The 12266-nt window shown below is 72.1% G+C and carries 10 protein-coding genes, 1 tRNA gene and 1 pseudogene; 7 read left to right on the forward strand and 5 right to left on the reverse strand.

Going from position 1 to position 12266, the window contains the following annotated elements; all coding sequences use genetic code 11:
- Positions 1-77 precede the first annotated feature (77 nt).
- From E1B22_RS05580 to E1B22_RS05610, 7 genes and pseudogenes are all read left to right on the forward strand, one after another.
- A tRNA-Leu gene (locus E1B22_RS05580) sits at positions 78-161 on the forward strand.
- Between the two features lie 141 nt (positions 162-302).
- Positions 303-2000 carry an SEC-C metal-binding domain-containing protein gene (locus E1B22_RS05585; RefSeq protein ID WP_167758853.1) on the forward strand — a complete coding sequence of 566 codons (1698 nt, stop codon included), beginning with the start codon at positions 303-305 and terminating at the stop codon, positions 1998-2000.
- A gap of 446 nt (positions 2001-2446) precedes the next feature.
- Positions 2447-2560, forward strand: a pseudogene (locus tag E1B22_RS13695) (SPFH domain-containing protein); the annotation flags it as partial.
- A gap of 196 nt (positions 2561-2756) precedes the next feature.
- Positions 2757-3059: a hypothetical protein gene (locus E1B22_RS14070; RefSeq protein WP_371413488.1), complete on the forward strand. Its 303-nt coding sequence runs from the start codon at positions 2757-2759 to the stop codon at positions 3057-3059.
- Positions 3060-3103: 44 nt separating this feature from the next.
- Entirely contained in the window at positions 3104-3388 is a 285-nt protein-coding gene (locus tag E1B22_RS05600; RefSeq protein WP_243123770.1) for a PTS sugar transporter subunit IIB, read from the forward strand.
- Positions 3385-4575, forward strand: a complete 1191-nt coding sequence (locus tag E1B22_RS05605) for a PTS sugar transporter subunit IIC (RefSeq protein ID WP_135224890.1) — start codon at positions 3385-3387, stop codon at positions 4573-4575. Before E1B22_RS05600 ends, E1B22_RS05605 begins: the two co-directional genes overlap by 4 nt.
- A gap of 250 nt (positions 4576-4825) precedes the next feature.
- Complete coding sequence (locus E1B22_RS05610; RefSeq protein WP_135224891.1) at positions 4826-5185, forward strand: PTS lactose/cellobiose transporter subunit IIA; 360 nt, start codon at positions 4826-4828, stop codon at positions 5183-5185.
- 19 nt (positions 5186-5204) lie between these two features.
- Here E1B22_RS05610 and E1B22_RS05615 read toward each other — a convergent pair whose 3' ends face one another.
- The 5 genes from E1B22_RS05615 to E1B22_RS05635 form a co-directional block, all read right to left on the reverse strand.
- Positions 5205-5972: a 3-hydroxyacyl-CoA dehydrogenase gene (locus E1B22_RS05615; RefSeq protein ID WP_135224892.1), complete on the reverse strand. Its 768-nt coding sequence runs from the start codon at positions 5970-5972 to the stop codon at positions 5205-5207.
- 236 nt (positions 5973-6208) lie between these two features.
- Entirely contained in the window at positions 6209-7369 is a 1161-nt protein-coding gene (locus E1B22_RS05620) for a thiolase family protein (RefSeq protein WP_135224893.1), read from the reverse strand.
- Between the two features lie 129 nt (positions 7370-7498).
- Positions 7499-9070, reverse strand: a complete 1572-nt coding sequence (locus E1B22_RS05625) for an acyl-CoA synthetase (protein WP_135224894.1) — start codon at positions 9068-9070, stop codon at positions 7499-7501.
- 56 nt (positions 9071-9126) lie between these two features.
- Positions 9127-10755, reverse strand: coding sequence for a long-chain fatty acid--CoA ligase (locus E1B22_RS05630; protein WP_135224895.1), 1629 nt, complete (start codon positions 10753-10755; stop codon positions 9127-9129).
- Between the two features lie 294 nt (positions 10756-11049).
- Entirely contained in the window at positions 11050-12078 is a 1029-nt protein-coding gene (locus E1B22_RS05635; protein WP_135225977.1) for a CoA transferase, read from the reverse strand.
- Positions 12079-12266 lie beyond the last annotated feature (188 nt).

A 12266-nucleotide genomic window follows, 5' to 3' on the forward strand; every position in this document is an offset into this window, starting at 1 on the left:
CCCGTTGTGGCGGTCGCCGCGCCTGTGTTACGATGCTCGTGCACGCGCGGGTGGGGACGCGCCCGCGCGTGCCAAGCGCCGGGGTGTCGGAACTGGTAGACGAGGCGGACTCAAAATCCGCTGGGCGCGAGCCCGTGCGGGTTCGACTCCCGCCCCCGGCACCGACCAGCACTGCGGCTGCGCGTGGCCCCGTCGGGGAGACGTCCCGGCGGGGCCGGATCCTTGTTGCGGGTCGGAGGGAACGCGGCAACGGGCATGTTGAGCCGCCCGCACGCCACCGCATGGGGAGGGGGCGGCGCACGATGGACCAGGTGACCCACCTTCGCCACCTGCTGGACGAACGCGGGCAGCCCGCTCCCGGGCGCCCGGGCGCGCTGGCGCGGTATTACGGGGCCATCGTGGCCGCGGCCTCGGCCCAGCGGCCCGGGGAGGAGGTGCTGACCCCCCTCCGGTGCCGGCGGCGTCCCGATCGCCACCCATGCCGCGGGCACCTCTGGGTACGGTGCACCGGGCCGGAGGATCGGGAAGAGGTGCGCTGGCGATGTCCCGTCTGCGGCGACGGCGGCGTGATCCGCGGCTGGCAGGGGACCCCCTTCGACCGTCGCCAGGACCGCCTGCCCCCCGATGCCCCGCAGGTCGGCGTGCTGATCTTCGCCTCGCCCTTCCAGGTGCGGGAATTCCGCCGCCAGCCGGAGCTGTCCCCAGAGGCGCTACGGATCTTGGACCGGGCCCGGCAGACCGCCGAGGGGGTGGTCGTCGAGGTCACCGCGGACGAATTGCGGCGCTTGCGTTCCGAACTCGAGGCATTGCGCGCCGTCGCCCGGGGTCGCAACGCGCTGATCCTCGCCGCGTTGCTCGCCCAGATGGACCACCAGATCGGCTCGATCGCAGGATCCGCCGCGGAGGAGGCCCGCCGGCGGCGCGGCGACCAGGTGGGGGACGATTCCGGGCACCCCCCTGGCCCGAACCATCGGGAAGGTCCGCCCCGCGGGCTGTGGATGGCCACGGAGCGGGAGCTGCGCAAGCTGGATCGGCTGCTCCAGGGCCGGGAGTTCGCCAGTGCGGAAGAGCTCAATGCCTTCGTGCAAGGGTACCTGGAGCAGGGTGGACTCCCGGAGCTTCCCGCCGAATCCGCGCTGGAGTTGGCGCAGGAGCTGGCCTACACGGCCTGGGAGGCCGACGACCCTGCCGAGCGGGTGCGCCTGGCCCGCGAGGCGCTGTCCCTTTCCGCCGACTGCGCGGATGCCTGGGTGATCCTGGGCCATGAGGCCGACTCCTTGGAAGAGGCCATTCGCTGTTACACAGAGGGGGTGCGCGCAGGGGAACGGGCCCTGGGTGCCCGCGTGTTCGAGGAAGATTCCGGGCATTTCTGGGGTCTGGTCACCACCCGCCCCTACATGCGGGCCCGCTTCGCCCTGGCCCAGGCCCTTTACCAGGCCGGGCGCAGGGACGAGGCGATCGCCCACGGCCGCGAGCTCCTACGCCTCAACCCCAACGACAACCAGGGTGTCCGTTACCTCCTGGTGCACTGGTTGCTCGAGACGAAGCGCAGCGACGAGGCCGAGGCGTTGCTCCGTGAACACGACGAGGACAGCGCCTTTTGGCTGTACGCCCGCGCCCTGTGCACTTATCAGCGGGGCGGCGACGGGTGGGCGGCGCGCCGGGCGGCCTGGGAAGCCTTTGCCACCAATCCCCACGTCGTCCCGTTGCTGGCAGAGGACCTGGCCGACCTCGACGAGCCTGAATCCTTCACCCCGGGTGGGCGCGAAGAGGCGTTGATCTACTGGAACATGGCCTTGGGAGCGTGGCAGGCCACGGAGGGCGCCCTGGCGTGGCTGGTCGGTGTCTTCCGCCGGTGGATCAGACCCGAGCCGGTACGTCGGAAGAAGGTGGGCCGCAACGACCCCTGCCCCTGCGGCAGCGGGCGCAAGTACAAGCACTGCTGCCTGCGGCGGGGCGATGGCCGGCAGGGCGGGCCTGGTGGCACCACCAGTCCGTAGGAACCCGCACGACGGTATCGCAATCGACGATGGTCCCGCTCGTACCCTTCGCAGGGAAGCCCGACGTCCTGTGCCGGCAGCGTCGCGCTGCCGAGAACCGGGGAGTCGCCAGCCGCCCCCGTGGTCGCCTCGCGCCTGGTGTCCTGTTTCACTCCCCATCCGAGTCCCTGCCTTCGACCGCCGCCAGGGCGCGGGCCAATCCCCCGGAAGGAACGTGCCGTTTGGGTGCCGCGGGGCAAGGGGTCAGAAGGAGGCGTGCCATTAGAGAGCAAATTGATATCAACAAGATATCGCAAGACGCGTGCTCGCGCTCCGGGGAGGTCAGTGCCGATGCAGGAGACGCGGGTCCGTGCCCGGCCGGGGATCCTCGGCCTGCTGGTGGTGTTGTTCTTGTCGGCTGGGGGTGTGTACCTCTGGAGATGGCCCTGGCCGAGGTGCAGCGCAGCGGCCTGGTGGACCTGGATCACGAGCGCCGCGCCGTCATGATCAACAACCTGATGGTCGCCATCGTCGGCGAGCGAGCCGCGCAGCCGGTGATCAACACCGGCACCATCTACTGATACGGACTGAACCGGCGAATGGGACCGTCGAATGGGGCGTTCGCATCCCCGTCGCGTGCCGTCGCCGCGTTCGGCGGACGAACCGGCAGCGGCGGGGAGCAACGGGATGCGGTCGGGGCGGGGCGCCCGGGCGCGCGGCCCGATGGGTCGCATGGCCGGCATCCCGCCCCGTCCCTCCCACGGGAAGGGAGCAGCCGTGCCCGAGAGACGGCGGCAGCAAGCGAAGAAGCGCTTCCTCCTTCGGCTCGACCCGGCGATCTACGACGCGCTGCGGCGCTGGGCCGACGACGAGTGGCGCAGCGTGAACGCGCAGATCGAGTACGTCCTGCGCGACGCCCTGCGGCGGGCGGGCCGGTTGCCCGGAACCCGCTCCCGCCCGCGGGCCGCTGGGGAGGAGCGGCCGGAGCCGCCCGCGGGGCACGCCGACGACGGACCGCGAAGCGGCGCACCGCCGGGGCCGCGGTCCGAGCCTTTGGACCGACGTTCGGCGGAGGATTAAAATAACACCGGCCGCAGCGGCGGCAGCGGAAGGAGGTTGCGTCCGTGTCCGATTCCACGTCTCGACCCATCCGGCTCGTCATCCTCTGCAGCTGGGGAGCGACCTCCAGCCAGCTGGCGCGCAAGGTGCAGGAAGCCGCCCGGCGGCGGGGCATCGAGCTCGTGGCCGACGCCGGCGGCACCGGCGAGTTCAAGAAGAAGGCCGGCCAGTTCGACGTCGCCCTCCTGGAGCCCCAGGTGCGCCACCTCAAGGGGGAGGTGGAGCGCGTCGCCGCCGAGCACGGCATCCCGGTCGACGTGGTCGACCCACGGGCCTTGACGCCTTCGTGATCTTCGCCCTGCCCGTCATCTTGACGGGCTCGATCTTCCTCATCGTGGCGAACCCGCCCGCGTCGGTGCAGTGGGGGCCGATCCAGGCCTGGGCGCGGGCCGTGGAGCCCTATCAGGCGGAGATCCTCTTCCCCTTCCACCTCACCTTCGGGCTCGTGTCGCTGGTGGTGGCCTTCGGCGTCGGCTACAGCCTGGGCGAGCGGCGCGAGGTGGACTCGGTGCTGGCGGGCATCCTCTCCATGCTCGCCTTCCTGATGACCGCCTTCCCGGTCGAGGATCTCTCCGCGGTGCGCTTCGGCGACGTGCTGGACAACCTGGGCGGCCAGGGACTGTTCGTCGCCATCCTCATCGCCATCGCCGCCACCGAGCTGATGCGCCTGTTCGTCCGGAGCGGACTGGCCATCGAGCTGCCGCCCGGCGTGCCGCCCTACGTCCTGCGCACCTTCCGGGCGCTGCTCCCCTTCATGATCGTGCTCCCCGCGGCGTGGCTCCTGGAGTGGGTGGTGTGGGCGCGCACGGGGATGACGCTGCCCGCGGCGGTGCTCAAGGTATTCAGCCCGCTGGTGGCGGTCTCCAACTCGTATCCCGCGGCCCTGGGCATGATCGTCTTGATGATGCTGCTGTGGAGCCTGGGGATCCACGGGATGAACGTGGTCTCGTCGGTCGCCTACCCGTTCTGGATGACCCAGCTGGCCCAGAACGCGGAGGCGGTCAGCGCCGGACAGCCCGCCCACGGCATCGTCACGGAGCCGTTCTTCCACATGTTCGCGCACCTAGGCGGATCCGGCGCCACGTGGGGCCTGGTGATCTTCATGCTGCTGTCGCGGTCCCACCAGCTGCGCCAGGTCGGGAAGACGGCGCTGATCCCGGCGATCTTCAACATCAACGAGCCGGTGATCTTCGGGCTTCCCATCGTGCTCAACCCGATCATGATGATCCCGTTCATCCTCGCGCCGGCGGTGATCGTCACGATCAACTATCTCCTCTTCGCATCGGGCGTCCTGCCGCCCATCATCGTCCAGCCCCCCTTCACCGTGCCCATCTTCCTCGGCGGCTTCATCGCCACCAGGGGGTCGGTGCTGGCGGGCCTCGTCCAGGTGATCGATGCGGTCATCGCGGCGCTGATCTACTGGCCCTTCTTCAAGCAGTACGAGCGGACGCTGCTCGCCCAGGAGCAGAACGGGTGACGGGCGCTGGCCGGCTCTCCCGCGGACCGCAGGAGGTCGGGGTCGGGTCGGCGCGGTCCTTCCGGGGACCCGTGGGTCGTGGAGGCAGGGGGGCGTGGCTCAACGCAGGCGGGGTGGGCCGGGGGCGGTGGGGAGGCCCGCACGCCTTCGGGGTTGGCGACGGGACCGGCCTCCGGCGCCGGTGGGCGACACGCCGTGGTGCGCCGGGGCGTCAAGCCATGGGGTGACCGGAGTCGAGGAGGGTCTTTGGTTGGAGAAGCTCGAGCAGGCGATCTTCCAGCTGGTCCTGCACGGCGGCAACGCCCGGGCCAAGGCCTACGAAGCCCTCGATGCCGCCGAGCGGTTCGACTTCGAGGCGGCGGAGCGCCGCCTCGCCGAAGCCGAGGAGGAGCTGCAGCAGGGACACCGGTGGCAGACCGAGCTCATCCAGTCGATGGAGCAGGCGCCGCCGAGCTTCCTCGCCATCCACGCCCAGGATCACGTGATGACGGCCCTGGCCGAGCTCAACCTGGTCAAGCGCCTGGTCCGCGCCTACCGCACCCTGGACGAACTGGCCCGTCGGCTGGCCGCCCTGGAGGAAGGCAACGGCAGGCAGGCGGCGCAGGACTGACGCCGGATGGGGCCGCGCCTCAGCGCGGCCCCATCCGCAGCGCCCCGTCCAGCCGGATGACCTCGCCGTTCAGCATCGGGTTCTCGACGATGTGCCGGACCAGCATGGCGTACTCCCGCGGTCGGCCCAGGCGGGGCGGGAAGGGGACCTGCTGCTCCAGGGACTTGCGGGCGGGCTCCGGCAGCCCCGCCATCATCGGCGTGTCGAAGATGCCTGGCGCGATGGCCACGACGCGGATCCCGTGCCGGGCCAGCTCCCGGGCGATGGGGAGGGTCATGGCCGCCACGCCGCCTTTGGAGGCCGAATAGGCCGGCTGGCCGATCTGGCCGTCGAAGGCCGCCACCGAAGCGGTGTTCACGATGACGCCGCGCTCGCCCTCGGCGTTGGGCTCCTGCTGGGCCATGACCGCCGCCGCCAGCCGGATCACGTTGAAGGTTCCCACCAGGTTGACCTCGATGACGCGGCGGAACCGGTCCAGGTCGTGGGGCCCCTCCCGGCCCAAGACCTTCTCCGCGATGGCGATGCCGGCGCAGTTGACGACGCCGTGCAATCCGCCGAAGGCGTCGACGGCCGTCCGGACCGCCTGCTGCACGCTCTCCGCGTCGGTCACGTCGGTGGGGACGAACCGGCCGCGCTCGCCCAGCCGCGCGGCCACCGCCTCCCCGGCCGGACGATTGATATCGGCGATCACCACGCGACCACCGACCTCGGCCAGCAGCTCGGCGGTGGCCGCACCCAGGCCGGAGCCGCCGCCGGTCACGAGGAACGTGGCACCCTGAACCTCCAAGGACGGACCTCCTCTCCGGCAAGGTTCATCCCGCCCGTTCTCTGCCCCTCTACCCTTCAGCCGCCCCTTCCCGGGGCGACCACCCGCCCGTGGGATGGGCCCGCGGGCGGACGGACGCCGGCGAGCCCGGCGGGGTGGGGGGTGGGTTGGGCTGGTGGTCCCGCTGCCCATCCTTCGTCGCCGCTGCCCCGTCGCTGCACCAGCGCAGCCACTGGTGTCGCCTGACGTGGGTGGCGCTACGCGAGCCGCTCGATGATGGTGCACGTGGCCATGCCGTGCCCGATGCACATGACCTGCAGGCCGAACTGGCCTCCCGTGGCCTCCAGCCCCGCCAGCATCTTCGCCATCAATCCGGCCCCCGTGGCCCCCAGGGGGTGCCCGTGGGCGATGGCTCCGCCCCAGGGGTTCACCTTCTCCATGTCCGGGTCCAGTTCCCGGGCCCAGGCCAGCACCACGGTGGCGAAGGCCTCGTTGATCTCGATCCAGTCGATGTCGCGGAGGGTGAGGCCGGCGCGCTCCAGGGCCAACCGCGTGGCCGGGATCACCCCCGTCAGCTGCATCGTCGGGTCGTCGCCCACCACCACGCGGGTCCGGAAGCGGGCCTTGGGGCGGAGGCCCGCGGCCCGTGCCGCCTCGCGATCCGCCACCAGCACCGCTGCCGCCCCATCGGAGATCTGGCTGCTGTTGCCCGCAGTGACGATGCCCTTGCCCTGGGGCCGGAAGGCCAGGGGCAGGGCGGCCATGCGCCCCAGGTCGACCCGGTCGCGGATGCCTTCATCCCGGGTGACGGTGACGGGGCGGCCCTCCGGGTCCAGGCCCTCCACGGGCACGATCTCCCGGTTCCTCCCCTCCCGGGCGGCCGCGCTAGCCCGCCGGTGGCTCTCGGCGGAGTACTCGTCCGCCTCTTGCCGGGAGATGCCCCACCTCTCGGCGATGCGCTCGGCGCTCTCGCCCTGGTGGATGAGCTCGTAGCGGTCCCGCAGTTCGGGGTTCAGCGTTTCGAAGCCGCCCCGGATGTCGCTGAACATCGGCACCCGGGTCATGCTCTCGACGCCGGCGGCGATCACGAAACGAGCGTCGCCCGCGGCGATGGCCTGCGCGGCGAAGTGGATCGCCTGCTGACTCGAGCCGCACATGCGGTTGAGGCTGACCGCCGGCACCGTCACCGGGAACCCGGCCAGCATCACGGCCAGCCGCCCGATGTTGGCGCCCTGCTCGCCCGTCTGGGTGACACAGCCGGTGACCACGTCGTCCACCGCCCCGGCGTCGAGCCCCGTGCGGTCCAGCAGCCCCCGCAGGGCCAGGGCCAGCAGCTTGTCGGGTCGGGTCGCCCGATGGACGCCGTCGCGCTTGCCGAAGGGCGTGCGGACTGCCTCGACGATCACGGGTTCTCCCACGGTTAACCCTCCCCGTGTGGAACCGGCGGCCAAGGGGCTGAAGCGCGCCATTTTGCGAAGCCTTGGCCGTGGTCGGTCCCCACTGGTTCCTTTGCCCAAGCCCCATCCGGGATGGGTTGCTTGGCGGCCTCAGGTTCGGGCGCCCGGACCCGCTCCCGGCCCCTCACCGGCCAGGCGGGCCCGCAGCTCCCGCTTGAGGATCTTGCCGGAGGCGTTGCGGGGCAGGTCGTCAACGAAGATCACCCGCTTGGGAACCTTGAAGGGCGCCAGCCTCTGCCGAGCGTGATCGATCAGCTCCTCGGCGGTGGCCGTCGCCCCGTGCTTCAGCACCACCACCGCCGTTACCGCCTCGATCCACTTGGGGTCGGGCAAGGCGATGACCGCCACCTCGGACACCGCCGGGTGGGTGTAGAGGGCCTCCTCCACCTCGCGGCTGGCTACCAGCACGCCGCCGGTGTTGATCACGTCTTTGAGGCGGTCGACCACGTACAGGTAGCCCTGTTCGTCCACATAGCCCAGGTCGCCGGAGTGGAACCAGCCGCCGCGGAAGGCCTCGTCGGTCTCCTCGGGCTTGTCCCAGTAGCCCACCAGCAGCTGGGGCGAGCGGTGGACGATCTCCCCCAGCTCTCCTGGTGGCACGTCCCGCATCGCCTCGTCCACCACTCGAGTCTCAACGTGGAAGACCGGCCGGCCTGCCGAGGCCGGTCGCGCGTCGTGCTCCTCCGGGCGCAGGACGGTGGCCAGGGGTGCGATCTCGCTCTGGCCGTAGCAGTTGTAGGGACGGGCGCCGGGCAGGCGCCGCCGCAGCTCCTCCAGGACTGGCACGGGCATGATGGAGGCGCCGTAGTACAGCTTCCGGAGGCTGGAGAGGTCGTACTGGTCGAAGTCGGGGTGGCGGAGGAAGTTGATCCACACCGTGGGCGGCGCGAACATCGACGTGATCCGTTCCCGCTCGATCAGCGGGAGGCAGGCGTCCGGCGCCGGCGCCGGCAGGATCACGTTGGTGGCTCCCACCAGGAGCTGGGGCATGAGGAAGACGTGCATCTGGGCGGAGTGGTAGAGGGGTAGCGCGTTGAGGCTGCGATCCTCCGGGCTCTGGTCCAGCTCGATGATGCAGCTGACGTACTCGGCGAGCAGGGCGCGGTGGGTCATCATGGCGCCCTTGGGCGCCGCCGTGGTGCCGGAGGTGTAGAGCAGCTGGACGACGTCGGTGTCGTCCAGCTCGGCTTCCGGCTCCTCCCCGTTACCGGCCGGGTCCAGGGCGGCCTCCAGCAGCTCCTCCAGCGTGCCGGTGGTGGCCGCCCCGGCCCGCTCGCGCACCGCCTCCACCTGGGGGGCCAGGTCCGCGTCGTAGAACAGCGCCCGGCTGCCCGACTGGTTGACGATGTAGACCAGTTCCTCCCCCGTCAGCATGTAGTTGATGGGCACGTGGATGATGCCGGTCCGAACGCAGGCCAGCCAGGCGAGGACGTAGATGTCCGAGTTGCGGCCGTAGACGGCCAGGCGGTCGCCCTTGGCCAGGCCACGGGCCAGCAGGGCATGGGCCAGCTTGTTGACGGCCGCGTCCAACTCGGCGTACGTCCACCGGCGCTCCCCGAAGCGGATCGCCTCCTTGTGGGGATTCTTCCGCACCGAGCGGCGCAAGGCGTCGCCGATGGTGTTCCGCAGTGCCCGGCGGATGCGGGGGTCGGGGGCGAGCATGCCGGTTCACTCCTTCCTCCTGGGTCGAGGTCGTGGCCCGCCGGGGGTGCCGTGTCTCAGCTGGCGGTCTCCTTCGTGAGGTGGTCGCGGAAGCGCTCGCGCAGGGCCTGCTTGAGGAACTTCCCCGTGGACGTACGGGGGATCTGGTCGACGAACACGATGTCGTCCGGCAGCCACCACTTGGCGAACTTGGGGCGCAGGAAGTCGAGCAGCTCGTCCTTGGTGGCCGACTGCCCCGGCTTGAGCACCACCACGGCCAGCGGGCGCTCCTGCCACTTGGGGTGCGGGACGGCGATCACCGCGGCCTCCGCCACGGCCGGGTGGGCCATGAGCTCGTTCTCCAGGGCCACCGAGCTGATCCACTCGCCGCCCGACTTCACCAGGTCCTTGGCGCGGTCCTTGATCTCGATGTAGCCCTGGGGGTCGATGGTGACGATGTCACCCGTGCGGAGCCAGCCGTCGTCCGTCCAGCGGTCGCCCGCCTCCGGGGCCTCGAAGTAGGCCGACGCCACCCAGGGGCCGCGGATCTCCAGCTCGCCCATGGTCTGCCCGTCCCAGGGGACCAGGCCCTGGTCGTTGCGGGCCCGGATCTCGATGAAGGGGATGGGTCGACCCTGTTTCGCCCGGTAGTCGTACTGGACGTCCGCCGGCGCCTCCTGGAGCTCCGGGGTGAGGGTGGACACGGTGCCGAGGGGCGTCGTCTCCGTCATGCCCCAGGCGTGGACCACCCGCAGGCCGTGGCGTTCCTGGAAGGCCTGGATCATGCCCCGCGGGGCCGCCGACCCGCCGACCACCATGGCCCGCAGGCTGGAGAGGTCCCAGCGGCCCGGATTCCGGTCCAGCTCCTGGAGGATGCCCAGCCAGATGGTGGGGACGCCGGCGGTCAGGGTGCCCCGCTCCTGGGACAGGTCTTCCAGAAGGCTGCCGGGATCGAGGTGTGGGCCGGGGAAGACCTGCTTGGCGCCGACCAGGGTGGCCGCGAAGGGCAGCCCCCAGGCATTGACGTGGAACATCGGCACCACCGGCAGGACCACGTCGGCCTCCCGCACCCCCAGGGTGTCGGCCAGCGCCGCGGCCAGGGAGTGCAGGGCGATGGCTCGGTGCGAGTAGAGCACTCCCTTGGGCCGCCCCGTGGTGCCCGACGTGTAGCACATGGCGGCGGCGTCGTTCTCGTCCAGATCGGGGTCCTCGTAGTGGCTCTCGTCCGCTTCCGCCAGCAGCTGCTCGTAGTCCAGCATGCCCGCGGGCACGTCGCCCTCGGCGCCGACCACCACCACGTGCTCCAGTTTCACCCGCTCGCGGAACCGCTCGAACAGGGGCAGGAGGATGTGATCGACCAGCAGGACCCGATCCCCGGCATGGTTGACGATGAACGCCAGCTCGTCGGGGTGGAGCCGCAGGTTCAGCGTGTGGAGGACCGCGCCGGCGCTCGGGACGCCGAAGTAGGCCTCCAGGTGCTGGTGGTGATTCCAGCACAGGGTGGCGACGCGATCCCCCCGACCGACGCCCAGCTCGCGCAACGCCACGGCCAGCCGCTTGGCCCGGCGGACGAAGTCGGCGTACGTGTAGCGATGAAAACTCTTGTCCGGCAGGGGGGTGACGATCGCCTTGCCGCCGAACAGTTGCTCCGCCCTCCGCAACATGGCGGGGATCGTCAGCTGGTAATCCAGCATCAGTCCGCGCATGCAGCACCCCTCCCGCACGATCGACGGCCGCGGCCCTGGCGGCCGCGGGCTTTGGGGGCGTCGCCCGGCCGCCGGCCGCCGTCGCCCGCGGCGGGGCCGACGGGCCGGGTTCGTCCGGAAGAACCGGCCCCCCGCGGCCCGCCCCCCGCCCTCGCGGCGGCCGCCGCGATGCCCGGCGGCGACTCCCACCCTGCATCCCCCAGCGCATCCGACCCCTCCGCCCGGCCGACCGGTTGCCCGAGCGGTTGCACCGTCGACCCGACCCGTGGCGTCGTGGACGCTGCGGCGGGACCATCACCCCCCTGCAGGCCGGTCGCCGGCCCGGGGAACGGCCCGCACCGCCGTCAGCGGCAGGTCCCGCTCCCGGGCCCAGTCCTCCCACTCACGGGCCGGCCGCCGCCGGAAGACGTCGGCCAGGAAGGCCTCCAACGTCCGCGCGTACTCCCATGGCGGAGCGTCCGCCCATGGCCGGGCGTTCTCCGCGGGTGGCGCGTCCTCCGGCACCGGGCGGCCGCCGCCCGAGCCGGTGTCGGCACCAGCGCGCCCCCCACGAGTCGCCCGGACGCCAAGCGCCTCCAGCAGGCGCCGCGCGAAGTGGGGCTCCAGGGCGGCCAGCGCCACCCACCCGTCCTGGGCGGGGTAGCAGCGGTAGAGCGGCAAGCCGCCTCCCAGCACGCCCCCGGGTGCGGTGAGGCCGTGGCGCAGGGGCGCCGCCCAGTCGGCGGCGGCCTCCGCGAGGGGGACCTCGACGTAGCGCGCCGCATGCCCCCGTTCCCGCCCCAGGAGCAGGGCCAGGGCTGCGCTGACCGCCCGCTCGGCGCCGGCCAGGTCGGCCATGAGCGTGCGGGGCAGGACCGGCGGCTCCAGAAGGCCGGCCTCCGCCAGGTAGGTCAGGTCGTGGCCGGGTTCGTCCTGGCGGGGCGGCGGGTAGCCGACCATGGCCACGTAGGCCAGGCGGGGAAACCGGCGGCCCACCTCGGCGGGTGCGAGCCCCAGCCGCGCCAGGGCGGCCGGACGCTGGGCGGTGAGCAGGAGGTCGGCGTCGGCCAGCAGCCGCTCCAGCGCCTCCCGGCCGCGGGGCGTCTTGAGATCGAGGGTGCGCACTTCCTGACCGGCGGTCAGCTGCGCGTACCAGGCCGGGGCGACGGCGGCCAGGGGATCCCCGCCCGGGGGCTCGACCTTGACGACCGTGGCGCCCAGGGCCTGCAGCCGGGCTGCGGCGACGGGACCCGGCACGTTGAGGGCGAGGTTGACCACCCGGCAGCCCCCGAGCGGCAGGGGACAGGGCGGCGAGGTCCATGGGCGGCGGGCGGCGGCGACCATGCCCGGCACCCCCGATCGCGTCGCCAGCAAAGATGGTGCTCCCGGATTTCGCCGCAGGCGCCCGCCGTCCTTCCCGCCGGCGGCGGTCGCCGGACCGCCGCCGGCGGTGGGCGCGGGTCGCGGCCCGCCGCCGGCGGCCGCACCCCCGGCGGCGGGCCGGCGGCTGGGCCTCGGGTCGGCCCTCCGGC

This window comes from Thermaerobacter sp. FW80 (assembly GCF_004634385.1).
GTDB lineage: Bacteria > Bacillota > Sulfobacillia > Thermaerobacterales > Thermaerobacteraceae > Thermaerobacter > Thermaerobacter composti.

What these genes read in the sequence shown, in the direction of transcription:
- E1B22_RS05630 (WP_135224895.1), bottom strand. Translation starts at nt 10,755, where the DNA reads ATGCGCGGACTGATGCTGGATTACCAGCTGACGATCCCCGCCATGTTG.
- E1B22_RS05635 (WP_135225977.1), bottom strand. Translation starts at nt 12,078, where the DNA reads ATGGTCGCCGCCGCCCGCCGCCCATGGACCTCGCCGCCCTGTCCCCTG.
- E1B22_RS05625 (WP_135224894.1), bottom strand. Translation starts at nt 9,070, where the DNA reads ATGCTCGCCCCCGACCCCCGCATCCGCCGGGCACTGCGGAACACCATC.
- E1B22_RS05585 (WP_167758853.1), top strand. Translation starts at nt 303, where the DNA reads ATGGACCAGGTGACCCACCTTCGCCACCTGCTGGACGAACGCGGGCAG.